The sequence below is a fragment of the Pseudomonas sp. AM8 genome, from assembly GCF_036346475.1.
Classification (GTDB): Bacteria; Pseudomonadota; Gammaproteobacteria; order Pseudomonadales; family Pseudomonadaceae; genus Aquipseudomonas; species Aquipseudomonas marginalis.
This window is the reverse complement of record NZ_JAOTNX010000026.1, coordinates 25,697-49,623: the sequence shown is the minus strand read 5'-3', so window position 1 is coordinate 49,623 and position 23,927 is coordinate 25,697. Positions and strand designations below refer to the sequence as shown.

The following is a 23,927-nucleotide window of genomic DNA, read 5'->3' as shown; positions in this document are numbered from 1 at the left end:
TAAAGCAAGATCAAGAGCGGCTCGCTTCGCATCGTGGTTACCGTTGTGGATACCTAGGCGCCTACAGCGGTCTGCCAGTCAGCTTGGTTGTAGCTGAGCCACGGCCATCGGGGGCAAGTTCCCTCCCGCATTTGCCTTGCTGCGTTGCAGCTGGCTCGCCACCAGGGTGTTCTTCAGCAGGTAGGCAATCGTCATTGGCCCCACACCGCCGGGCACCGGCGTGATCGCGCTGGCCACGGTGCGTGCGCTGGCGTAATCCACATCCCCCACCAACCGCGTGCCGGTCTCGGTGGTGATGCGGTTGATCCCCACATCAATGACCACTGCGCCGGGCTTGAGCCAACTGGCGTCGATCAACTGCGGCCGGCCTACGGCGGCGACGACGATGTCGGCCAAACGGCACAGCGCCGGTGCATCGACGCTGCGCGAGTGCACCACGCTGACCGAGCAGTTGGCCTGCAGCAGCAGGGTTGCCATGGGTTTGCCGACAATGTTCGAACGACCGATCACCACCGCGTGCAAGCCGCTCAAGTCGCCGCAGGTTTCGTGCAGCAGGCGCATGCAGCCGCTGGGCGTGCAGGGCGTGAGCACCTCGATGCCTTGCACCAGGCCACCGACGTTTTCGCGGTGGAAGCCATCCACATCCTTGATCGGGTCGATCGCGTGGATCACTGCCGCTTCGTCGATATGCGCCGGCAGCGGTAACTGCACCAGGATGCCGTTGACCGTCGTGTCGGCGTTCAACTGGGCAAGCAGGTCGAGCACCTGCGTCTGGCTGGCATCCTCCGGCAGCCGGTATTCCAGGGAGCGAATCCCGACTTCCTTGGCCCGCAGCAGCTTATTGCGCACGTAGACGTGGCTGGCCGGGTCATCGCCCACCAGCAATACCGCCAGGGCCGGGTAGATTTGCTGCGAGGCAAGCAGCAGGACCTCTTCGCGAACCTCGTCGAGCACCTGGGCAGAGATGGCCTTGCCGTCGATATCGCGGGCAAGCGTGGGGAGAGAGCTGGTCAAAAGCGTCACCGTTGTCTGGGGAGATAAGGCGCTGAGGGATAAGACTCCCTCAGCCATAGGCAGGCCGGAAGGCTCAGGCTACCAGTTGATGGCAGGCATACACCACCAGCACACCGGCGACCAGCGTGGCATAGGGCAGCCAGCCGGCGCGGCGCTGGCCGTCATCGGCCTGGATATACAGGTCGGTGAGCATGGCGGCAGGGAAGCGGCCCTTGTCCTGTACATAGTGGCGGTAGCAGAACACCGGCAGGATCAGCAGCGCCAACAGCAAGCCGGTGACCAGCGTGCCTGCGCCCCAGATGTCCGCGCCCAGGCCCATGCAGGCCAGGTTGACGAAACTCAGCACGCCGCCGGCCGCCAGCAGCACGGTGGGGGCTTTGTACGGGCGCACCCAGTCGGGGCGGTCCAGGCGGTGGATCCAGCCGGCATTGAGGTTGAGGAAGTTGAAGATGATGTAGCTGACGTTGGACGCCGCTAGCACGAACACGTAGTCCGACATCAGCAACAGCAGCAGGTTGAACGACAGGTCGGTCCACATCGCCGCCGTCGGCGCGCCATGTTCGTTGGTGCGCCCCAGGTACTTGGGCAGCCAGCCATCCACCGAGGCCTGATACAGGGTGCGCGACGAACCGGACATCGAGGTCATGATCGCCAGCAACGTCGCCAGCACCAGCATGATCAGCACGATATTGGCCACCACCTTGCCGCCGCCGATGCTGTCGGCCATCACCTGGCCAACGCCCATGCCGCTGTAGATCGCCGGCGAGAGCAGGCCGCTGTACACCGCGGGCGTCACGATTGCGCCACTGGCGTCGAGCACCGCCGGCGTCACCAGTTGGCCCAGCCCGAGGCTGCCTTGGAACGCCAGCGGCACCAGGGTGAACACCAGGATGCACAGCAGGCCGGCGTAGAAGATCGCCTTGAAGGTGTCGCGCTTGGGGTCCTTGAACTCACGGGTGTAGCACACCGCCGTTTCAAAGCCGTAGGTGGACCACGCCGCCATGAACAGCCCTCCGGCCATCAGTGACCAGCCGGACATATCCCACGGCCCATCGATGACTTGCCCGGCCGCGTCATGGGCCAGGGGGTACAGCGGCAGGAAGTTGGCCTGGGTCGCATCCCCGGTGAACAACGGCACCACGCCCACCAGCAGCAGCGGAATCAACGAGGTGACGCCGAGCACCAGGGTCAGGCGCGCCGACCGCAGGATGCCGCCGTGCTGCACGGCAAACACCGTGAGCAAAATCAACAAGCCAATGGCGAACGTCGCGTTGATGCGCAACGACAGGCCGCTCTTGACCCAGCCGAGGTCCAGCAGGGTCAGTTGCCAGGTGTTGATCAACGCATCGGCGGGAAACAGCGCCGTGAGGATATACCCCGCCGCCAGCCCCGAACCGATGGACAGCACCGGCGACCAGGCCAGCCAGTTGCACCACACTGACACCGGTGCGATCAGCTTGCTGTAGCGCACCCACGCCACCGCGCCGTACACCGAGGCGCCGCCGGATTTGTGCGGGAACAGCCCGGCGATCTCGGCGTAGGTGAAGGCCTGTATAAACCCGAACAGGATCGACACGATCCACACGATCCATGCCGGTTTGCCCACCGTGGCGGCGATCGCACCGATGGAGAACAACACCAGCGCGGGCACGCCACTGGCGACCCAGAAGGCCCCGCGCCAGTCGATCTTGCGGTGCAGGCTGCCCACCGAGCCGGCAGCCTGCGGTACAGCCTCGAACGTCGTCGCTTCCATCTTCGTATTCCCATGTCTGAATAGCGGTTAGGTTGGGGCAGTCAAAATGGGTTGGCACACACGTTTCGGGACGATCAGCTGCGCACCCGGCTTTTGTCCGGGTCGTAGAAAATCGCTGCGCTGACCGTGGCGCTGATGCGCTTCTGCAGGCCATCGACTTTGCCAATCTCAAGTTCAGTGCCGGGCTCGGCGCAGCTCACGTCGACCCGGCACAACGCGATATTGCTGGCCAGCAGCGGTGAGCGGCAGGCACTGGTGATCACCCCGACCTGGGCTCGGCCCTGGTACACCGGGTCGCCATGGTGGGCGGTCTCGTTGCCGCTCAGGTGCAGGCCGACCAGCTTGTGGCTGGGGTGTGCGCTGCGCCGCAGCAGGGCGTCGCGACCGATAAAGTCATCGGTCTTGCTCTTGAGCGGCACGCTGAAACCGATACCGGCCTCGAACGGATCGGTCTGGTCGCTGAACTCGTAGCCGGCGAAAATCAGCCCGGCTTCGATGCGCAGCAGGTCCAGGGCTTCCAGGCCCAGGGGCACCAGCCCCAAGGGTTGGCCGAGTTGCCAGATGCGGTCCCAGACCCGTTCGGCGTCTTCGGGCTGGCACCACACCTCAAAGCCCAGTTCGCCGGTGTAGCCGGTGCGCGAAATCATCAACGGGCAGCCGTCGAAACCGTCCAATCGACCGACCAGGAAGCGAAACCAGCCGAGGGTTTCCACACTCGGTTGCGTGGGCGGGGTCCAGACCATCTGCTTGAGCAGCTCGCGACTCAGCGGCCCCTGCACCGACAGGTTGTGAATCTGCTCGCTGGCGGACTTGACCCACACCTTCATGCCCAGTTTCTGTGCCTGCTCGCGCAACCACACGCCGGCGTAGTCTTCGCCGCAGATCCAGCGGAAGTTGTCCGGGCCCAGGCGCAGCAGGGTACCGTCGTCGAGCATGCCGCCGTGGGCGTGGCACATCGCCGAATACACCACCTGGCCCACCGCCAGGCGCCGTATGTCGCGGGTCAGGCAGTACTGCAACAGGGCTTCGGCGTCGGGGCCGATGATTTCGAATTTGCGCAGGGCGGTCAGGTCCATCACCGCCACCCGTTCGCGGCAACCGAGGTATTCCTCGGTGACGCCGTAACCGTCGTAGCGCAGCGGCAGCCACCAGTTGCGGTAGTCGGTGAAGCTGCCGGTGAGGGCGCGGGTACGTGAGTGAAACGCGGACTCACGGGTGAGGATCGGGTCGGCATCCGCCGTGGTTCGAGTGCTCATGGCGATGGAAAAACGCTCCTTCTCGCTGTAGATGCGGACATGGATATCGGTCGGGTTCCAGCCATTGGCCGGGTCAATGTCATCCGGGCACGAGGTACTGCCACACAGCAGGTCGGTCATGGCCCGCAGCAGCACATAATCGCCGGGCCGTGACCAGGGTTCATCCAGGGTCATCTGCTGGTGCGCATCGATACCGGTGTTGAAGAAGAAATTGATCGCCGGCCAGCCGTTGCGCGCCTGCACGCCATGGGGGGCGAGGACGCGGCTGAGGTTGTCGCTGCAGTTGTCGTGCCCGAAATAGCCATGGGTTTCGTAGTAGCGCGCCGCGCAGGCCAGGGCGAATGAATCGTGGCGCCCGACGGTGTCTTGCACCACCTCCAGCATCGGTTGCATATGGCGGTCGAAAAACTTCGAAAACAGCCCCGGTGCCGGGTAGGCGCTGCCGTTCAGGGTGCGCGTGACGGTCTGGTCCAGGTCCAGCTCGACGCCGCGATCCAGGGCGCGCCGGTCGAGGGCGACGAAGTCCGAACACTGGCGGCCTGCGACGTCCAGCACCTGGATGTACTGCCCTTTGGCGACGGTGTAGCTGTGGGCCGTGCCCGCGCGCAGGGTGAATTCGTCGAGTACATCGCCCAATGGCTCGGGCAGGGCCGGTACCAGCAGCGGCGAGGGGTTGGCCCGCGTCACCCGCAGGCGCAGCTCGCTGGGCCGGTATTGCCGGTCGACGGCGGTGGCCTCGGCGGGGGCGGCGACGATCACCAGCAGCGCGTCCTCGGCGACAAACTGCCGGCTGTGGCCGGGCGGGCTGTCGGCGTCCCACAGCGAGGCAGCCAGCGGCAAGGCCTGTGCGTCGATGCCGCGCCGCTGGAGCGCCTGGCCGATACGCCCAGGCACGCTGCACGCCGTTGACCCGCTCAGCCCCCAGCTCGCCAGGGCGCTGCGGCCGCCGGCGTCGAGGGCCAGCAGTGCGCAGGTTTGCAGGCCTTCGACGTCGATCACTTGCAGACCGTCGCCGGGCTGCAAGTCGACCAGGGTCACGCCGCCGGCGGCCACACGGTAGCGTTCCAGGTTCGGCGCGCGGGCAAACAGCCCGGGTTCGCGGGGATGGGAAACACGCGGTGCATTCATCATCAGCCGACCGACTTGATGGGTGTCGTGGGCTCGCCCAGGTACGCCGCCATCGAGTCATCCAGGGCCTGCAACCACGGCGTGTGGTGCGGCGGCGACTGGGTGCCGGTCATCAGCGAGCGATAGGACTTGTCGCGATAGCCCATGATGTTTTCCGCCTTGTCGTGCTTCCAGTGCAGAAAGGTTTCGTTGACGGCGGCGATGTCGAAATTCGGGTAGTCGGTGGCGTCCACCAGCTGCTGGATATAGGCGCCCTGGTACTCGAACATCTGCTGGTTGGTTTCCAGGGTCTGTTCCCGTGCGTGCCATGCTTGGCTGTCGGCGACCATGTCGGCGTGGCCGGGCAACTGAATGCGCCCGAGGATCACGTCGCGGGCATACCAGGCCTGGGCGTCGAACATGTTGAAGGAGTACCACTGGTCCTGCATGCCGAGGTAGATCAGGCGGGGGTTGGGTTCCCAGAACACGCCCTTGTAGAGGTTCATCGGCCACAGGCGGTTGTCGGTCTTGAGGCTCAGTTCATCGGGCAGGAACGGGAAGTGGTGCTTGTAGCCGGTGCACAGAATCACCGCGTCGATGTGCTTGCTGCTGCCGTCGATAAAGTACGCGCGGTTGTTTTCCAGGCGCTGGAGCAGCGGTTTTTCTTCCCAGTTATCCGGCCAGGCATAGCCCATGGGCGCGCTGCGGTAGCAACTGGTGATGCTGCGCGCGCCGTATTTGTAGCATTGCGAGCCGATGTCCTCGGCCGAATAGCTGCTGCCGACGATCAGCAGGTCCTTGTCCTTGAACTCCAGCGCCTCGCGAAAATCGTGGGCATGCAGGATGCGCCCGGCGAACTGTTCGAAGCCTTCGAAGTACGGCACCTTGGGCGTGGAGAAGTGGCCGCAGGCGTTGATCACGTAGTCGAATTCTTCACAGGTCAAGGTGTCGCTGGTGTAGTCGTGGGCGTAGAGGGTGAAGCGCTGGCTCTGTTCGTCGAAGGTGACTTGGCGCACCACATTGTTGAAGCGGATGTAGTCGCGCACGCCGGCCTTTTCCACGCGGCCCTTGATGTAGTCCCACAGCACTTCACGCGGCGGGTAGGAACCGATGGGCCGGCCGAAATGCTCTTCGAAGGTGTAGTCGGCGAACTCCAGGCATTCCTTGGGGCCGTTGGACCACAGGTAGCGGTACATGCTGCCGTGCACCGGCTCGCCGTTCTCGTCGAGGCCGGTGCGCCAGGTGTAGTTCCACATGCCACCCCAGTCCTGCTGTTTTTCAAAGCACACCAGCTCAGGGATGGCGGCGCCTTTGTCGCGGGCCGACTGGAACGCGCGAAGTTGCGCCAGGCCGCATGGGCCGGCACCGATGATTGCAACACGTAGGGTCATGAGCGTGCCTCCTGAAGGTTTCAGCGAAAGATCACTGTCTTGTCCTGGTTGATGAACACCCGGTGTTCCAGGTGGTATTTCAGGGCTTTGGAAAGGGCCACGGTTTCGGTGTCGCGGCCGATGGCGACCAGCGAGTCGGGCAGGTGGGTATGGTCGACGCGCTGGATTTCCTGCTCGATGATCGGGCCTTCATCCAGGTCGCTGGTGACGTAGTGGGCGGTGGCGCCGATCAGCTTGACGCCACGGTCATAGGCTTGGTGATACGGCTTGGCGCCCTTGAATCCTGGGAGGAACGAGTGGTGGATATTGATCGCCCGGCCCGACAGTCGCTGGCACAGGCCGTCGGACAGGATCTGCATGTAGCGCGCGAGCACCACCAGGTCGGTCTGGGTGTCTTCGACGATGCGCATCAGCTCGGCTTCCTGGCCGGCCTTGGTGTCCTGGGTGATCGGCAGGTAGATGAAGCGGATGCCTTCGCGTTCGGCCATCGCCCGCAGGTCCAGGTGGTTGGAGACCACGGCGGTGATGTGCATGTCCATCTCGCCCTTGCGGTGGCGGTAGAGCAGGTCGGTGAGGCAGTGGTCGAACTTGCTGACCATCAGCAGCACGCGGGTCGGTTGGCGTGAGCTGAACAACTGCCAGTGCATGTCGAAGCCACCGGCCAGGTCGCCGAGGCCTTTGCGCAGGGCGCCGATGTCGCCGCTCACGCCAGTGTTGAAGCGGAACACCGCGCGCATGAAAAACTGCCCGGTGAACTCATCGTCGAACTGTGCCAGCTCGCTGATGTAGCACTGCTGTTGGGCCAGGCACGCGCTGATCGCGGCGACAATCCCGGACGCCGCCGGGCAGGTGATCTTGAGGATGTAATGTTCGCTGGAGGCGTCCATCGAAGGCTCCTGAATTGCGTGAAGGAAGGCTCAGCCCTTGGCCGTGCGCTTGGTTTTTTGCGGGTCGTCGAAGGGCAGGGCGTGGGTGCTGGCGCTGGCCTCAAGGCTGCCGCGAACCTGCAAGGCAATACCGGGTTCGGAACAGGCGACGCTCATGCGCGCGATGGCCATCGAGCGTTTGCTCAGGCGTGAATACATGCCGCAGGTGATCACGCCGACTTGTTGGTTGCCTTGCCACACAGTGTCGCCGGCCTCGGCGGCGCGGACGCCCTCAAGCAGCACGCCGGTGATTTTGAAGCGCTCCTGGCCGCGCAGGCGCAGGTGTTCTTCGGCGCCACGGAAGGCGTTCTTGCCAGGTGAAACAGTGAAATCCAGGCCCATTTCCCAGAGGGTGTCGCCGGCCTTCTGGTCGGCGAAGGGGTACATCTGCGAGTTGTCGTAGGGGAAAAACATCAGCGAGCTTTCCACCCGCAGCCAGTCCAGGGCGGTGAAGGCGCAGGGGATGATCCCCAGGCTCGCGCCTTGTTCGAGGATGCTGTCCCACAGGAACGGCGCATCGGCGGCCTTGCAGAAAATCTCATAGCCACGTTCGCCGGTGTAGCCGGTGCGCGAGATCATCACCGGGCGGTCGAACAGGCGGGTTTGCAGGTGGTGGAAGTACGCCAGTTGGCGGATGCCCGGCACGTGTTCGGCGAGGAAATCCACCGCCAGCGGACCTTGCAGCGACAGGTCGTGCAGGTCGTCATCGAACAGCACCGCCACTTGCCGGCCCTGGGCCGAGCGCACGAGCATTTCATGCCCGGTGCCGGCGCCATGCACCACCATGAACGCGTTGGGGCCGGTGCGGTAGACGATGCAGTCATCGACGAACTTGCCGTCCTCGTCGAGCATCGAGGCATACACCGATTTGCCCGGGTAGAGCTTGGCGATGTCGCGGGTGGTAGCCCACTGCAACAGGCTCTCGGCGTGGGGCCCCACGTAATGGACTTTTTTCAGGCCGGACACGTCCATCAGGCCGGCGCGGGTGCGGATCGCCTGGTGGTGGTCGGCGAGGTCACTGCTGTAGGTCCAGGCAGTGCCCATGCCGTTCCAGTCTTCGAGGTGGGAGCCGAGGGCGCGGTGCCGGTCGGCCAATGCAGAAATACGCCATGAGTGGGTCATGTGAGGTTCCTTGTCGTAGAAGAAGGGGCATCAGGCCTGTGGGTCGAACTGGCTCAGCCACTCGACCAGCGTGTGGCGGTAGCGGGTCATGCCCTTGTAGTCGGCGATGGGGTCGGGCAGGTCGCGCAGCACGCGGTGCAGGCGGCAGCCCCAGCCGGGTTGCGTGACCAGCTCGTCCAGGCTGATCAGGTAGGTGCGGATGCTGAACATCACCGCGTGGCTGCGCGGCAGGCGCGCCATCACTTGCAGCTCGACCCGCAGGTGCACCTGCTGGCCGACGTTCTGCGCGGTGATCCGGCCGCGATCGGCGCCCCATTCATGGAAGGTTTCCGGCGACGAATCCAGGCGCGGGTTGATGGTCAGGGTCCAGTTCAAGCGCCGTACCGGCTGGCCGACCTGCAGGTTGAGCAGGTACTTCAGCGCCCGTTCGAACACGCCCATCTGATGGGCCATGGGCACCGGTGCGTGCCATTGCTTGAAACTCATGCCGGCGTCGAACGCCAGCGACCAGTCGGCCGGGCTGGTGACCAGGCCGGCGTCCATGTACAGGTCGCCGTCGCGCTGGTCGAGCAGGGCGAAATCCCCCTGCACCTGGCGGCCGATGTACTCCAGCGGCGCACAGGGCAGGCTGCTGGCATCGCCGAAGATGAAGGCCTGGTCGATGTCCAGCAGGTGGTTGCGCCACTGCCAGCGCTCGCCGTTTTGCGTCAGGCTGAACGACTGCGGGTAGTCGGCGGCCAGGTGTTCCATGATCATCTGCAGCGCATCCCAGGCCGCCACTTGCATGTGGGGCATCACCAGGTAGCGGCGTGGGTCCTTGTCCAGCACCAGGGCGCGCTCGGCCATTTCCGAGCGGTAGTGCTCGTCGATGTCGAAGGCGTGCTCATAGATCGAGCCGGGGTCGCGGGAGATGGCCGGTTCGATGTTTACCGAGTACAGGTAGCTGTCCTCGATAAAGGGAAAGGGGAAACGCCGGATCGCTGCCGGGCTGTTGCGAAAGCTGAAATCGTCGCGATAGCTCAGCACGGGGCTCGTTTGCAGGGGCATGGCACTCACTCCTATAGGTCCAGCGAAACGCAGGGGCCGCTGCCGCGCGAGACGCAGGGCATCAGAAAGTCGGCCTGCTCGGCCGGGCTGAGGAAGCTGTCGCGGTGTTCGATGGCGCCGCCCTGGTGGCGCGTGATGCACTGGCCGCAGACCCCGCCACGGCACAGGTTGGGCACCTGCAGTCCGGCGTGTTCCAGGGCTTCGAGCAGGCTTTGCTCGGCCTCGACCCGCAGGCGTCGGCCGCTGCGCAGCAGGTGCAGGTCGAATGGCTGGCCGGGTTGTGCGCCCTTGAAGGCTTCCGAATGCACACGCCTGCTCGGCCAACCGAGGCGTGAAGCGTGTTGCTCAACCGCCTCGAGCAAGGGCTGCGGACCACAGGTGTAGACGTGGCTGCCCAGCGGCCGGTTGCCGAGGATCCGGTCCAGATCCGGGCGTCGGTCGTAGGTGTGCAGGCGCGGGCCGAGGCGCTGTTGCAACTCGTCGAGGTAGGCGTCGCTGAGGCCCCGGCGGAACAGGTAATGCAGTTCGAAGTCGGCCTGCTGTTGTTCCATCGCGGCGATATAGGCCATGAACGGCGTGATCCCGATCCCGGCGGCGATGAGGATATGCAGGCGCGCGGTGCCATGGGGTGCGAACAGATTGGCCGGTGGTGAAATCTGCAAGGTGTCGCCGACCTGCACCTGCCTGTGCAGGTACTGCGAGCCACCGCGCGAGGCATCTTGCAGGCGCACGGCGATGCGGTAGTGCTGGGTGTGCGCCGGGTCGCTGGTGAGTGAATAGGCGTTGCGCACCGTGCCCTCGCCCAGCGGCAGGTGCACCTGCACGTGGCTGCCGGGCGAGAAGCCGGGCAGGCTGCCCGTGGCGGGCGTCAGGGTGAATTCGCGCACCACCGGCGTGAGCATGCGTGCGGCGCTGACCTGGACGTTGAGGGCCGCGCTCATGGCTGGAACCCCGCGTAGGGTTGGTCGGGGTTGATGCACACGCCGAGATACGCCCCCAGACGCCGGGAAAAATGCGTGCGGACCTCCAGCCCGACGTGGCAGCCGATGCAGTTCAACAGCGGCTCCGGCCCGGCCGCCTGGGTCAGGCCGCAGTGTGCGCAATACACCTGGCGCAGGCCGGGGATGCAGGTCATGTCGATCTCGTCGTGTTCCAGGCCAGCGACGCGGGCCTCGCCGTGCACACGCCAGATAAAGGCTTCGTCGCCCAGCAGGTAGAGCCGGCAGCCCACGGTGGCGCTGGCCAGCGCCTGTTGCAGGCGTCGCGCAAACTCGGGGTGTTCGCCGTTCAACAGCACGGGCATGTGCAGTTCGCTGATGAACGCTGCGCTGGCGGCGGCTGATTGCATCACCACGATGGGGCGGCTGCGGGTAGGCGTCATGCGGGCTCTCCACGGTGTGTGTTTGTTTCCTGTTGGGAGAGATACTTTCCTATGGGGAAAATCTTCTCAATCTGGAAAAAGGGCTATGCCTTTGGAGATAAGCCTTGCGCGCCGGCCATTCGGGGCATGGAAGTTGCTGGGCCTTTCGACCACACAGAGCAACCGGACGGGGAGTTATCAAAGAGTGCTGACACGACCAAAAGGCTGGCCGCTCTGGTTGGGGCCTGTACGCGCCGAACAGGCGCGCAGCGTGCGCAGGTTGTTGGCCGGGTTGCCCCTGCACGCTGACGGTGCCTTGTCGGGTTTCCTGGACCGTTTCGACGCACTGCTGCCGCCTGCCCGGCTTAACCTGATCCTCGGCGGCGAAGACCTGGGCCCGACGCGGCGAGGGTGGGTCGACGGCTGCCAGGCGGTCGCGCGTTGCCCCTGGCGCGACGCCAGCGTGACGGACGCTCCCCAAGCCTGCGGACCTTGCCGGCAACGGGGCGTGCACCGTCTGGTGTGCGCCTTGCCCGAGGGTGAAAAGGGCGCATTGCTGCTCGACACCCCCCGGCGCGCCGGTGCCAGTTGGCGCCAGTTACTGGAAGAGGCGGCGCAGGCGGTAGGCGTGAGCGTACGCCTGCGCAGCCACAACCGTGAGCAGCAGCGCAAACAGGCGACCTCCCGCCACGGCGCCCTGGCCCGTGAGCTGCACGATTCGGTGGCGCAGCAGTTGGGCTACCTGTCGTTCCAGGCCCATGGCTTGCAGTCGCAGCTGGGCGAGCCGGCACTGCAGGACTTGTGCACCGGCCTGAGCCAACTGCAACGCCAGGTGCGCGAGCTGATCACCAGTGCGCGTCTGACCATGGACGGGCGCTCGCTGCGCCAGGCGCTGGCCGATTCGGTCGCGGAGTTCTCGCGGCGCTGCATCATTGTCTTCGAACTCGACAACCGCCTGGCCGACGACGCCCTGAGCCCGGAAACCGAATTGCAGATCCTGCAGATCATTCGCGAGGCCCTGGCCAATGCGGTGCGGCATTCCCACGCGCGCCACGTGCGCATCGAACTGCGCCAGACCCAGGACGGCGACGCCTCGGTGTCGGTGGAAGACGATGGCATCGGCTTGATCCCGGCCTGCGACGAGCACAACCATTTCGGCCTGGCGATTATCCGCGAGCGCGCCGCCAGCATCGGCGCACGGCTGAGCATAGAAGCGATCCGCCCGCACGGGGTGCGCGTGCACCTTGGCCTGCGCCGCCACCACGATCTGCCACAGGGGAGTCTCGATGGACTGCACGACCTTATTACTGATCGATGATCACCCGTTGTTTCGCAAGGGCCTGGCGCAGTTGTTCGATGCCAGCGGCGACTTCGAAGTGGTGGGGCAGGCGGCCAGCGGCCGCGAGGGCATCAACCTGGCCGTGAGCCTGACGCCGCAACAGGTGCTGCTGGATTTGCACATGCCTGGCCTCAGCGGATTACAGGTGCTGGATGAGCTGCGCCAGTTGCGCCTGGATTGCCAGGTGGTGGTGCTCACCGCCTCCATGGACCGCGCCGAGTTGCTCACGGCCTTGCGCCTGGGCGCCAGCGGTTATGTGCTCAAGGAAACCGAGCCGGATGCGTTGCTGGCGTATATGCGCAACTGTCACAAGGGCGCGATCGTGCTGGATTCGAGCCTGATTGCCTTGCTCGCCGACCAGGCGGAGCCCACGCAAGCGTGTGAGGCTGCGGGCAGCGAAAACCTTACCGAGCGCGAAGGCCAGACCCTGGCGCTGATCGCCGCCGGCATGAGCAACAAACAGATCGGCCGGGAGCTGGGGATCAGCGACGGCACGGTGAAAATCTACGTACGCAGCCTGTTGCAGAAGCTCGGCCTGCATTCGCGCCTGGAGCTGGCGGCCTGGGTGCACAGCGGCGCCTTGATGAAACACGAGGAGCGCCACTAGATGAGGGACAGCCCCGAAGCGTTTGCGCCCCCGCCGATTGACCTGATGGATTGCTTTCCCGCCGCCTTATTGCAACTGCGCGACAACGGCCAGATCGCCCACTTCAACCTGGCCTGGGCCGAGTTGATGGGCCCGCCGGGCGCGGAGCGCAACCTGATGGACTACGTGCACCAGGAAGACCGCCCGCTATGGCGCCAGGCCCTGAATGAACTGCGCCGTCGCCCCGACACCTCATTCAACCAGCGCCTGCGCTTTGTGCACCCCAGTGGCGAACTGCGCTGGTTCGAGATCAGCCTCAAGCGCGGCCCCCAAGGCTTCTATTTGGTGGCCGGGGACGTTACTGCCCACAAGCGCCGCGAAATCGCCTGGCAGGCCAGCCAGCGCAGCAGCATGAGCTTGCTCGACAGCATGCCGGGCCTGATCTATCGCGGCCGCAACAACCGCGACTGGACCATGGAATTCGTCAGCGCCGGCTGCCTGCAACTCACCGGCTACCCTGCCGAACGCCTGGTGGACAACCATGAGTTCACCTACAACAGCCTGATCCTGGCGCAGGACGCTGACTACGTATGGCGCGAGGTGCAATATGCGTTGTCACGGCAGGAGCCGTTCGAGCTCAATTACCGGATTCGCTGCGCCGACCGCTCGATCAAGCATGTGTGGGAGAAGGGCGTGGGGATTTATGCGGATACCCGTGAGGTGTTGGGGATCGAGGGGGCGATTTTCGAGCGCAAGAGTTGACGGATAAACGCACTTCAAATGTGGGAGGGGGCTTGCCCCGATGAGGGAGTGTCAGTGAATGCATCTTTAACTGACACAACGCTATCGGGGGCAAGCCCTAATGCCAGTCAGTTAAGCGTACATCGCCTCCTGTAGGAGCGAGCTTGCTCGCGAAAAACGTCAACGATAACGCGTGCTTCCTGAATGAACGCGGCGCCTGTGAGTTTTTCGCGAGCAAGCTCGCTCCTACAAAAAGCCTTAACTGACTGGCATTAGGGCAAGCCCTCTCCCACATGGGATTCAATGCGCGCCTGCGGCCTTGTTCAGATCACTCTCCGCCCACTCCGTATACACACACGCATCCGCCGTCGCCCAGCGCACACGCACCGGGTCGCCGGCCTTGAGGGGCATGCCCGCAGCGGACAGCGCCTTGACTGTCATCGATGTGCCGCCGAGGGTTTTCACTGTGCAGGTCTGGCTTTCGCCGAGGAACAGCACCTCACCCACAATCGCCGACACTTCATTCCAGCCCGCCGCCAGCGGTTGCTCAGCGGCCTGTTCGACACTCAGCGCCAGGGCTTTTTCCGGGCGTACCATCAGCAGCACCTCCTGCTCGGTGTGCAGGCCGCTGGTCAGGCGGATCGACACGGATCGGCCTTCGAACGCCGCCGCCGCGTTGCCCTGGGCCTTGAGCTTGAGGAAGTTGGAGTTGCCGAGGAACGACGCCACGAACGCGTTCGGCGGGTTCTGGTACAGGTCGAAGCCGCTGCCCAGGCCGACGATCTTGCCGTGGCTGAAAATCGCGATGCGCTGGGACAGGCGCATGGCTTCTTCCTGGTCGTGGGTCACGTAGACGATGGTGATGCCCAGGCGCCGGTGCAGTTGGCGCAGTTCGTCCTGCAGGTCTTCGCGCAACTTCTTGTCGAGGGCGCCGAGGGGTTCGTCCATCAGCAGGATGCGTGGTTCGTACACCAGCGCGCGGGCGATGGCGACCCGTTGCTGTTGGCCGCCGGACAATTGCGAAGGGCGGCGATGCGCAAATTGCTCAAGCTGCACCAGCTTGAGCATGGCGTCGACGCGCTTTTCGCGTTCAGCGCTGGCCAGTTTGCGAATCGCCAGGGGGAAGGCGATATTGTCGCGCACCGACAAATGCGGGAACAGCGAGTAACGCTGGAACACCATGCCGATGTCGCGTTTGTGCGGCGGTACGTTGACCAGCGATTGGCCACTGACCAGGATCTCGCCGCTGCTTGGCGTTTCGAAGCCGGCCAGCATCGACAGCGTGGTGCTTTTGCCCGAGCCGCTGGAGCCGAGGAAGGTGAGGAATTCGCCGTCCTGGATGTCCAGCGAGATATTGTCCACGGCAGCGAATTCGCCGTAGTGCTTGTTCAGGTTGCGCAGGCTGACCAGGGGTTGGCCATGGCTCTGCGCGACATCGTTGATCACTGCACTCATGTTCTTCTCCTCGGCGCTCAAGCGCGGGTTTCGGTACGCCGGCGAACGGCGGCGGCAATCACCATGACCAGCACCGAGAGGCCGATCAGCAGCGTCGACGCGACGGCGATCACAGGCGTCAGGTCCTGGCGCAGGGTGGTCCACATTTTTACGGGAAGGGTTTGCAGGGTCGGGCTGGCCATCATCACGCTGAGCACCACTTCGTCCCACGAGACCAGGAAGGCGAACAGCGCACCGGCGACCATCCCCGGACGAATCGCCGGAAAGGTCACCTTGAACACCGCCTGCAACCGCGAGGCGCCGCAGATCACCGCCGCGTCTTCGATCGACTGGTCGAACAGTTTCAGCGAGTTGATGATCGAGATGATGGTGAACGGCAGCGCCACGATCACATGGCTGACCACAAAGGCGAACATCGTGCCGGTGTAGCCAAGCTTCAGGAACAGCGCGTACACCGCCACGGCGATGATCACCAGCGGCACGATCATCGGCAGGGTGAACAGGCCGTAGAGCAATTCGCGGCCGGGGAAGCGCCCGCGCACCAGGGCAAAGGCGGTGGGCAGGCCGAGGGCGACGGCGAACACGGTGGTCAGCACGGCCACCTTGAGGCTGGCCATGGCCGCGTTCATCCAGTCGGCGTTGGAAAAGAACTGGCCGTACCATTTCAGCGTCCAGCCCGGTGGCGGGAACACCAGCCATTGGGACGAGCCGAACGACAGCAGCACGATGAACACGATCGGCAGCAGCAGGAACAGGCCGATCAACCCGGTGGTGGTGTAGAGGCCCAAGCGCATCCTGCGGCTCATGGCATTGGGGGTCAGGAGCATGACGGCTTACCTCGCGTTGCTGGCGCCAACCGGGGATTCCGGCTGAAGCTTCAGGTAGAAGTAGAACAGCACCAGCGTGATGAAGATCAGCAACGCGGCGCCGGCACTGGCCAGGCCCCAATTGAGGAACGATTGCACCTGCTGGATGATGAACTCGGGCAGCATCATGTTCTGCGCACCGCCGAGCAGCGCCGGGGTGACGTAGTAACCGAGGGACATCACGAACACCATCAGGCCGCCGGAGAACAATCCCGGCCGGCACAGCGGCAGGAACACGCGGAAGAAGTTGGTCCACGGGCTCGCGCCGCAGATCGAGCCGGCCTGCAGGATCATCGGGTCGATGGCCTGCATGGTCGCCTGCAATGGCAGCACGATGAACGGGATCATGATGTAGCTCATGCCGATCACCACGCCGGTGAGGTTATGCACCATCTCCAGGGGCACATCGATGATGCCCATGGCCATCAGCGCCTTGTTGATCACCCCGGAGGCTTGCAGCAAGACCAGCCAGGAGTAAGTGCGGGCGAGCAGGCTGGTCCACATCGACAGCAGCACAATATTCAGGATCCAGCGCCCCCAGCCGCGCGGCACCAGGGTGATCGCCCAGGCCAGTGGAAAGCCCAGCAACAGGCTGAACAGGGTCACCAGGCCCGCCACCGAAAAGGTGTTGAGCAGCACCCGTGCATAGGCCGAGTTGGCGAACAGCTGTTCATAGTTGCCCAGGCCCGGCACCGGCTCCAGCACGCCGCGCAGCAGCAGGCCGATCAGCGGCGCCAGGAAGAACAGGCCGAGGAACAGCAGGGCCGGGATCAGGTTGCTCGAGCCCCGCCAGCGCTGTGCCAGGGACGGTGCCCCGGCCTTGGGCGAAACCGCGCCGGCAGCGCCGAGGGCGCTCCCGGTCGGTGTGGTTGCCGTCATTTTCATTTGACTAGCCATTCATTCCACCGTGTCGCAATGGCCGGACCGTTCTTGGCCCAGTAGGCGAAATCGAGGGTGATCTGGTCCTTGACATAGGCGGTCGGCAGGTTCGGCGCGAGCACCGAATCCAGGCGCTGCACGCTGTCGATGTTCACCGGCGCATAGGCGGTCAGGTTGGAGAAATCCGCCTGGCCCTTGGCGCTGCTGGCGTTGGCGAGGAATTTCATCGCCGCCGCTTTGTTTTTCGAACCTTTAGGCACGACGAGAATGTCGGCCATCACCAGGTTCTGCTTCCAGCTCACGCCCACGGGCGCGCCGTCTTCCTGCAGGGCGTGGATGCGACCGTTCCAGAACTGGCCCATGCTGACTTCGCCGGAGGCCAACAACTGTTGCGACTGCGCACCGCCGCCCCACCAGACGATGTCTTTCTTGATGGTGTCGAGTTTCTTGAAGGCGCGGTCCAGGTCCAGGGGGTAGAGCTTGTCGGCCGGGACGCCGTCGGCCAGCAGCGCCAGTTCGAGCACGCCGGGGCTTGGCCATTTGTAGAGGGCGCGTTTGCCGGGGTAGGTCTTGGTGTCGAACAGCGCGGTCCAGTCCTGGGGCTTGCCGGCGCCGAGCTTGCCTTCGTTGTAGCCGAGCACGAAGGAGAAGAAGAACGAGCCCACGCCATGGTCGGAGACGAAGCGCGGGTCGATCTTGTCGCGCTGGATCACCGAGAAGTCGAGGGGTTCGAGCAGGCCTTCGGCGGCGGCGCGCAAGGCAAAGTCGGCCTCGACATCCACCACGTCCCACTGCACGTTGCCGCTTTCGACCATAGCCTTGAGTTTGCCGTAGTCGGTGGGCCCATCCTGGACCACGGTAATGCCGCTGGCCTTGCTGAACGGGTCGGCCCAGGCCTGCTTCTGCGCATCCTGGGTGCTACCGCCCCAGCTCACGAAATTGACGCTTTCGGCCGCCATGGCCGCGTGAGTGGTCGTGGCCAATAAACCCGCGAACAGCACTGCGGTTGCACGTTTGTTCAACACCATTTTCACGCCCTCATTTGTTTTGTTATTGAGCGGGCTTGGTAATGCCCGCCTATCGGGAGCAGTAGGTCCATCCGGGGCCTCTAATCGAGGCCCCAAAAGGCGACCGTGCCAAGGGCTGTTATTGGTGCTCTCCCTGGCGGGCGCACTTGGCGGAAGCGTTCGGTCTATGGAATATCATATTATGGTATTCCAAACTTTGTGCAAGCATTTTGCCTTACCGGTTATCCGTCATTCGGTGAAGGGAATGCTCTCGACCACCTCCAGGTCGTAGCCGGTCAGCCCGGCGTATTTGAGGGGCGGGCCGAGGTGACGCAACTTGCCGACGCCGAGGTCCTGCAAGATCTGCGCCCCGGTGCCCACTTCGGAATAGATGCGCGACTGCGAGCGGTTGAACTGGCGCGGTGCCTGAGTCAGTTGCGGCACGCGTTCCAGCAGCGCCTGGGACGACTCATGGTTGGCCAGCACCACCACCACGCCGCTGCCTTCAGCGGCGACACGTTGCAAGGCCGCCCACAGCGTCCAGTTGGACGGGCCGCTGTAGTCGGCACCGACCAGGTCGCGCAGCGGGTCGATCACATGCACGCGCACCAGCGCCGGGGTATCGCGGCGCAACTGGCCCATCACCATTGCCATGTGCACGCCGCCGTCGATGCGGTCTTCAAAGGTGATCAGGCGGAACGTGCCGTGCACCGTGGGCAGGTCGCGTTCGCCGATGCGCACCACGGTGCGTTCGGTGCTGAGGCGGTAGTGGATCAGGTCGGCGATGGTGCCGATCTTGATGCCGTGCTTGCGCGCGAAGATTTCCAGTTCCGGACGGCGGGCCATGGTGCCGTCGTCGTTCATCACTTCGACGATCACCGACGCCGGGGTGTGCCCGGCCAGGCGCGCCAGGTCGCAGCCGGCTTCGGTGTGGCCGGCGCGCGTCAACACGCCGCCATCCTTGGCGCGCAACGGGAAGATATGCCCCGGCTGCACGATGTCGGCCGGCCCGGCATTGACATCTACGGCCGCTGCCACGGTGCGTGCGCGGTCGGCGGCGGAGATGCCGGTAGTCACGCCGCTGGCGGCTTCGATGGACACGGTAAACGCGGTGCTGAACACGCTGCCATTGCTCGGCACCATCTGTTCCAGGCCCAGGCGCTGGCAGTGTTCGTCGGTGAGGGTCAGGCAGATCAGGCCACGGGCTTCGCGAGCCATGAAACTGATAGTCTCGGCGGTACAGCAGGCCGCAGGCAGCAACAGGTCGCCTTCGTTTTCCCGGTCTTCGTCGTCCACCAGGAGCACCATCTTGCCTTGGCGGTAGTCTTCGATGATGTCTGCGATGCTGTTGAAGGACATGGAGAGTGCTCGATTTGTTGGTTGTATGTATTATGGTATACCACAAAAACTCAACAAGAGGATGTCACGATGAAGGCCTACTGGATTGCCCATGTGGATGTGTCCGATGCCGAGCAATACACGCAGTACACCCAGCGCGCGCCGGCGGCGTTTGCGAAGTTTGGCGGGCGGTTCCTGGCCAGGGGCGGGCGCAGCGAGGCAATGGAAGGCGGGCCGGCACGGCAGCGTAATGTGGTGATTGAGTTTGAGAGCTATGAGCAGGCGGTGGCGTGTTATGAGTCCGCTGAATATCAGGAGGCGAAGGCGCACCGTGAAGGGGCGGGGCTGGCGCAGATCATCATCGTGGAAGGGCTGGCGCGCTGATTTTTCCAGGTATAAACCGATTCAAATGTGGGAGGGGGCTTGCTCCCTCACACATTTGGACCCGGTTTACCTGAAGATCAGCGGATAAAGTGGATCTTGCCGCTGTCGTCATTACCGATATAGATGCCATACACCCCAGCCTGGCGTTCCTCGATATACCGTTCGAGAATCTGCCGGATCGCCGGGTAGTAGATGCTCTCCCAGGGAATCTCCTCGGGCGCGAAGAACTTGTAGTCGAGGGTTTCCGGGCCGAACTGGCCGGTGATCTCCAGCGCGATGGCGCGGAAGATGATGTACACCTCGCTGATTTTCGGCACGCTGAAGATCGAGTAGGGCGAGAGGATCTCGGCACGTACGCCGCTTTCTTCCCAGACTTCACGCAACGCCGCCTGCTCAGTGGTTTCGCCACCTTCCATAAAGCCGGCAGGCAAGGTCCAGGTGCCCGGGCGGGGCGGGATCGCCCGTTGGCACAGCAGGTATTTGCCGTCCTGCTCGATGATGCAGCCGGCGATGATCTTGGGGTTGATGTAGTGGATATAGCCGCAGCCCCGGCACATCAGGCGCTCATGGGTATCGCCCGGTGGCAGCTGGTGACCGAGGTCACTGCCGCCGCATGTCGGGCAAAAACTGGGGCTGGCCAAGGTCAGTGACCTATGCGCGGTTCTTTCAGCGCGATGGGCAGGGTGATTTCCGGAATCTTGCCGGTTTCTTCCTGTTTGCGCTTGAGGTAGTCCAGGGCCACAGCGGCGGCGGCGCGCACGTGATCGACGCAGGCCTGGTGGGCCGCCAGCGGGTCGCCGCTCTTGATCGCCTGGACCATGCGTTCCATTTCCTGGTTACTGGTGCCGCGACGGTTTTCCTGGGACACCGAGGTGGCGCGCAGGTAGCTGATGCGCGCTTGCAACTGGCGCAACTGGGTGGCCGCCACATGGTTGCCCGAACCTTCAAGCAGCACGTCGTAGAAGCCCTGGACCGAGTCGATGACCTGTTGCAGCTCACCGTCCTTGAGGGCCTTGCGGTTTTCTTCCAGGGCTTTTTCCAGGGCCTTGATGTCCTTGGCCTTGGCGCGCAGGGTAAACAGCTGCACGATCAAGCCTTCGAGCACGCAGCGCAGTTCATAGATGTCGACGGCGTCGGCCAGGGTGATGATCGCCACCTGCGGGCCCTTGGCATCGGCGAATTCCACCAGGCCTTCGGACTCCAGGTGACGCAAGGCTTCGCGTACCGAGGTGCGGCTGACGCCGAGGCGGTCGCACAGGTCGCGCTCCACCAGGCGGTCACCGGGCAGCAGTTGGAAGTTCATGATGGCGCTGCGCAGTTTTTCCAGCACGATTTCGCGCAGGGTGACCGGGTTGTGATTGACCTTGAAGCTGTCGTCGAGGGGCGCGCGTTTCATGGGGTCTGCTCTGAATTTAGCGGTTAACTGGAGGCCTCGGCCGGCCGGGGCCGATTGAGGGCCGAAAATCGTGCCCAAGTTTATCATGCTGCGTTCCTTAAGCGACAAACCCTCACGGCCCCCGCGCGCCTCAGGCCAGGGCCGGCAGCGGGCCCAGCTTGCCCTTGTGGTAGATCATCGGCGTGACCGGCTCCTTGGGCAGGATCAGGTTCTTTACCGCGCCGACGATGATCGCGTGATCGCCGCCGTCGTATTCGCGCCACAGTTCGCACTCAATGATCGCCGTGGCCTTGGCCAGCAGCGGGTTGCCCAACTCGCTCAGGTGCCACTCGATGCCCTTGGCCTTTTCCTTGCCTTTGCTGGCGAAAGCATAGGCCTCGGCGGTCTGGTCGGCGGACAGCAAGTGGATCGCGAAGCGCTTGCTGTCGCGCAGGATCGGGTAGGTGTCCGACCCATAGTTAGGGCAGAACAGCACCAGCGCCGGGTCGATCGACAGCGCGCTGAACGCACTGGCGGTAATGCCGACGATACCGCCGTCCGGGTCGAGGGTGGTGACCACCGTGACCCCGGAGGGGAATGAGCTCATGACGTCTTTGTAAATGCCGGGTTCGATCATGGTCGGGGTCTCTTAGCGCATCACGAAAGGATCAGGCATGGGCGCCTGGGAGAGGTTGATCCACACCGTCTTCAGCTCGGTGTAGGCGAGCACCGAATCAATGCCGCTTTCACGGCCGTAGCCGCTGTTCTTGAAGCCGCCGATAGGCGCCATTGCCGACACGGCACGGTAGGTGTTGACCCAGATGATCCCCGAGCGCACGTCCCGCGCCAGGCGGTGGGCGCGGCCGAGGTCGCGGGTCCAGATGCCGGCGGCGAGGCCGAATTGCGAGTCGTTGGCGATGGCCAGCGCTTCGGCTTCGTCCTTGAAACGGATGACCGAGGCCACCGGGCCGAACACTTCTTCCTGCATGATCTTCATCGAGTTGCTGTCGCACTCGAACAAGGTTGGCTCATAGAACCAGCCTTCACCGAGGTTCTGCGGGCGTTTGCCACCGGTGCGCAGGCGCGCGCCTTCAGCGATGGCATCGGCGACCAAGCCCTCGACCACGGCCAGTTGCTGCGCGGTGGCCATGGGCCCCATTTCGCTGGCGTCGTCCTGGGGGTTGCCGATGCGGATGCGCTCGGCACGCGCCACCAGGCGCTCGACGAATTCGTCGTAGATCTCATCCTGCACCAGCAGGCGCGAACCGGACACGCAGCTCTGCCCGGACGCCGCGTAGATACCGGCAATCGCACCGTTGATGGCGCTGTCGAGGTCGGCGTCGGCAAAGATGATATTCGGCGATTTGCCGCCCAGTTCCAGGGACAGCCTGGCGAAGTTCTCCGCGCTGCTGCGCACCACGTGGCGGGCCGTGGCCGCGCCGCCGGTGAAGGCGATCTTGCGTACCAGTGGGTGGCGGGTGAGGGCGGCGCCGGTGCTGGGGCCGTAGCCGGTGACCACGTTGACCACGCCCGCTGGGATCCCGGCTTCGAGGGCCAGGCGCGCGAGTTCGAGGATGGTCGCCGAGGCGTGTTCCGACGGTTTGATCACGATGGTATTGCCCGCCGCCAGGGCCGGCGCGAGTTTGATCGCGGTCAGGTACAGCGGGCTGTTCCACGGAATGATCGCGGCGACCACGCCCATGGCTTCGTGCACGGTGTAGGCGAACAGGTCCGGCTTATCCAGCGGCAGGGTGCCGCCTTCGAGCTTGTCGGCCAGGCCGGCGGTGTAGTGGAAAAACTCCGGCAGGTAGCTGACCTGGCCACGGGTTTCGCGGATCAACTTGCCGTTGTCGCGGCTTTCGAGCTGGGCCAGTTGCTCCTTGTTGTCGGCGATCAGGTCACCCAGGCGGCGCAGCAATTTGCCCCGTGCGGTGGCGGTGAGGCCACGCCAGGCCGGGCTGTCGAAGGCGCTTTGGGCGGCCTGCACGGCGCGCTCCACATCGGCCTCATCGGCGTCGGGCAGTTGCGCCCAGGGTTCGGCCAGGGCCGGGTTGAGGCTGTCGAAAGTCTTGCCGGACAGGGCATCGACCCATTCACCGCCGATGCACATCTGGAAGCGTGTGAGTGTCATGCAACGATCCCCTTGATTGGATTGTTTTGGGCGTACACCGTGTCGAGGAAGCCCAGCAGCAGCTGGTTGACCAGGCGTGGCGATTCTACCGGCATCATATGCCGTTGCTCGGCCAGCACCGCAACGGTGGCGCCGGGAATACGATCGGCCAGTTGCCGGGCCATTTCCGGGGTTGAACCGGGGTCGAGTTCGCCGGTGGCGACCAGGGTCGGTACGCGCAAGCCCTTGAGGTCGTCGGCGCGGTACATGTCCTGGGTCGCAAACAGTTCGTAGGTAGTCAGGTAGCCCTGGGGGTCGTTGCCCGCCAGGGTTTCACGCAGGGCGGCGATCTGCGCCGGGTTGGCCGCCTGGTATTCACGGCTGAACCAGCGCGACAGCGCAGCTTCGGCATTCGCATCCGGGCCGTGTTCGGCGGCCTGGGCGGTGCGTGCGATCACGCCGGCACGCTGTTCGGGGCTGCGGTTGAACACACTGTTGAGCACTACCAGGGATGTGAGGCGCTCGGGGTAGTGCAGGGCAAACGCCCGGGCGACCAGGCCGCCCATGGAAAAACCGATCACCGTGGCCTGGGGCAATTGCAGGTGGTCGAGCAACTCCAGCAACTGATCGGCATACCCCAGCAGCGGCGTGCCGGCGGCCGGGCGCGGGCTGGCGCCATGGCCGAGCATGTCATAGGTGATCACGCGGTAATTCGTGGCCAGGCCAACGACTTGCCCGCCCCACATTTCTTTATTCAGGCCCACGCCGTGGATCAAAACCACAGGCTGGCCTTGGCCGGTCGCCAGATAACTGGTGCCAGCCGGGGTGCGTTCAGCGGTGAGCCGAATCATGGAGCGCTCCTGCATGCTTT

23 protein-coding genes are annotated in these 23,927 nt (G+C 64.3%); 4 read left to right on the top strand and 19 right to left on the bottom strand.

Features of this window, described 5'->3' with window-relative positions:
* Positions 1-78 precede the first annotated feature (78 nt).
* From folD to V3W40_RS33890, 9 genes are all read right to left on the bottom strand, one after another.
* Positions 79-1,071, bottom strand: coding sequence for a bifunctional methylenetetrahydrofolate dehydrogenase/methenyltetrahydrofolate cyclohydrolase FolD (gene folD / locus V3W40_RS33930; protein ID WP_330216476.1), 993 nt, complete (start codon positions 1,069-1,071; stop codon positions 79-81).
* A gap of 16 nt (positions 1,072-1,087) precedes the next feature.
* Positions 1,088-2,767: an APC family permease gene (locus V3W40_RS33925; RefSeq protein ID WP_315871569.1), complete on the bottom strand. Its 1,680-nt coding sequence runs from the start codon at positions 2,765-2,767 to the stop codon at positions 1,088-1,090.
* A 74-nt stretch (positions 2,768-2,841) separates the two neighbouring features.
* Positions 2,842-5,151 carry a DUF1989 domain-containing protein gene (locus V3W40_RS33920; protein ID WP_330216475.1) on the bottom strand — a complete coding sequence of 770 codons (2,310 nt, stop codon included), beginning with the start codon at positions 5,149-5,151 and terminating at the stop codon, positions 2,842-2,844.
* Positions 5,152-5,153: 2 nt separating this feature from the next.
* Positions 5,154-6,521 (bottom strand): NAD(P)/FAD-dependent oxidoreductase, encoded by a 1,368-nt coding sequence (locus tag V3W40_RS33915; RefSeq protein WP_330216474.1) that lies wholly within the window; start codon positions 6,519-6,521, stop codon positions 5,154-5,156.
* Positions 6,522-6,541: 20 nt separating this feature from the next.
* Positions 6,542-7,408, bottom strand: a complete 867-nt coding sequence (gene purU, locus V3W40_RS33910; protein ID WP_330216473.1) for a formyltetrahydrofolate deformylase — start codon at positions 7,406-7,408, stop codon at positions 6,542-6,544.
* Between the two features lie 30 nt (positions 7,409-7,438).
* Positions 7,439-8,569, bottom strand: coding sequence for an aminomethyltransferase family protein (locus V3W40_RS33905; RefSeq protein WP_027603588.1), 1,131 nt, complete (start codon positions 8,567-8,569; stop codon positions 7,439-7,441).
* A 30-nt stretch (positions 8,570-8,599) separates the two neighbouring features.
* Entirely contained in the window at positions 8,600-9,616 is a 1,017-nt protein-coding gene (locus V3W40_RS33900; RefSeq protein WP_065926404.1) for a heme-dependent oxidative N-demethylase family protein, read from the bottom strand.
* Between the two features lie 11 nt (positions 9,617-9,627).
* Positions 9,628-10,557 (bottom strand): PDR/VanB family oxidoreductase, encoded by a 930-nt coding sequence (locus tag V3W40_RS33895; RefSeq protein WP_330216472.1) that lies wholly within the window; start codon positions 10,555-10,557, stop codon positions 9,628-9,630.
* On the bottom strand, positions 10,554-10,997 hold the full coding sequence (locus V3W40_RS33890) for a dimethylamine monooxygenase subunit DmmA family protein (protein WP_065926402.1): 444 nt from the start codon (positions 10,995-10,997) through the stop codon (positions 10,554-10,556). The genes V3W40_RS33895 and V3W40_RS33890 overlap by 4 nt, the downstream gene beginning before the upstream one ends.
* 250 nt (positions 10,998-11,247) lie before the next feature.
* Between V3W40_RS33890 and V3W40_RS33885 the strand changes: the two genes are divergently transcribed.
* The 3 genes from V3W40_RS33885 to V3W40_RS33875 are packed head-to-tail and all read left to right on the top strand — an operon-like array spanning position 11,248 to position 13,663.
* Positions 11,248-12,294: an ATP-binding protein gene (locus V3W40_RS33885; protein WP_065926408.1), complete on the top strand. Its 1,047-nt coding sequence runs from the start codon at positions 11,248-11,250 to the stop codon at positions 12,292-12,294.
* On the top strand, positions 12,263-12,922 hold the full coding sequence (locus V3W40_RS33880; RefSeq protein WP_065926401.1) for a response regulator: 660 nt from the start codon (positions 12,263-12,265) through the stop codon (positions 12,920-12,922). The genes V3W40_RS33885 and V3W40_RS33880 overlap by 32 nt, the downstream gene beginning before the upstream one ends.
* A complete protein-coding gene (locus tag V3W40_RS33875) occupies positions 12,923-13,663 on the top strand; it encodes a PAS domain-containing protein (protein WP_065946542.1) in 741 nt (246 codons plus the stop codon).
* 279 nt (positions 13,664-13,942) lie between these two features.
* Here V3W40_RS33875 and V3W40_RS33870 read toward each other — a convergent pair whose 3' ends face one another.
* The 5 genes from V3W40_RS33870 to ribBA all read right to left on the bottom strand — a co-directional run bounded on the left by V3W40_RS33870 (position 13,943) and on the right by ribBA (position 19,208).
* Complete coding sequence (locus V3W40_RS33870) at positions 13,943-15,097, bottom strand: ABC transporter ATP-binding protein (protein ID WP_323147066.1); 1,155 nt, start codon at positions 15,095-15,097, stop codon at positions 13,943-13,945.
* 17 nt (positions 15,098-15,114) lie between these two features.
* Positions 15,115-15,924 (bottom strand): ABC transporter permease, encoded by an 810-nt coding sequence (locus V3W40_RS33865; RefSeq protein ID WP_010567348.1) that lies wholly within the window; start codon positions 15,922-15,924, stop codon positions 15,115-15,117.
* Between the two features lie 6 nt (positions 15,925-15,930).
* The gene (locus V3W40_RS33860) at positions 15,931-16,848 is read right to left on the bottom strand and encodes an ABC transporter permease (protein ID WP_065926398.1); all 918 of its coding nucleotides are present in this window, start codon (positions 16,846-16,848) and stop codon (positions 15,931-15,933) included.
* Positions 16,845-17,870 carry an ABC transporter substrate-binding protein gene (locus V3W40_RS33855; RefSeq protein ID WP_330216471.1) on the bottom strand — a complete coding sequence of 342 codons (1,026 nt, stop codon included), beginning with the start codon at positions 17,868-17,870 and terminating at the stop codon, positions 16,845-16,847. The genes V3W40_RS33860 and V3W40_RS33855 overlap by 4 nt, the downstream gene beginning before the upstream one ends.
* A 228-nt stretch (positions 17,871-18,098) precedes the next feature.
* Complete coding sequence (gene ribBA / locus V3W40_RS33850; protein ID WP_250948260.1) at positions 18,099-19,208, bottom strand: bifunctional 3,4-dihydroxy-2-butanone-4-phosphate synthase/GTP cyclohydrolase II; 1,110 nt, start codon at positions 19,206-19,208, stop codon at positions 18,099-18,101.
* A 69-nt stretch (positions 19,209-19,277) separates the two neighbouring features.
* Between ribBA and V3W40_RS33845 the strand changes: the two genes are divergently transcribed.
* Entirely contained in the window at positions 19,278-19,571 is a 294-nt protein-coding gene (locus V3W40_RS33845; protein WP_065946546.1) for a DUF1330 domain-containing protein, read from the top strand.
* A 77-nt stretch (positions 19,572-19,648) separates the two neighbouring features.
* On the opposite strand, the gene V3W40_RS33840 is transcribed toward V3W40_RS33845, so the two are convergent.
* The 5 genes from V3W40_RS33840 to V3W40_RS33820 form a co-directional block, all read right to left on the bottom strand.
* A complete protein-coding gene (locus tag V3W40_RS33840; protein WP_330216470.1) occupies positions 19,649-20,212 on the bottom strand; it encodes an NUDIX hydrolase in 564 nt (187 codons plus the stop codon).
* Positions 20,213-20,214: 2 nt separating this feature from the next.
* Positions 20,215-20,967 carry a GntR family transcriptional regulator gene (locus tag V3W40_RS33835; RefSeq protein WP_027603600.1) on the bottom strand — a complete coding sequence of 251 codons (753 nt, stop codon included), beginning with the start codon at positions 20,965-20,967 and terminating at the stop codon, positions 20,215-20,217.
* A 130-nt stretch (positions 20,968-21,097) separates the two neighbouring features.
* Entirely contained in the window at positions 21,098-21,583 is a 486-nt protein-coding gene (locus V3W40_RS33830) for a flavin reductase family protein (protein ID WP_027603601.1), read from the bottom strand.
* 12 nt (positions 21,584-21,595) lie between these two features.
* Positions 21,596-23,077 carry an aldehyde dehydrogenase gene (locus V3W40_RS33825; RefSeq protein ID WP_065926393.1) on the bottom strand — a complete coding sequence of 494 codons (1,482 nt, stop codon included), beginning with the start codon at positions 23,075-23,077 and terminating at the stop codon, positions 21,596-21,598.
* Positions 23,074-23,907 (bottom strand): alpha/beta fold hydrolase, encoded by an 834-nt coding sequence (locus tag V3W40_RS33820; RefSeq protein WP_027603603.1) that lies wholly within the window; start codon positions 23,905-23,907, stop codon positions 23,074-23,076. The genes V3W40_RS33825 and V3W40_RS33820 overlap by 4 nt, the downstream gene beginning before the upstream one ends.
* Positions 23,908-23,927 lie beyond the last annotated feature (20 nt).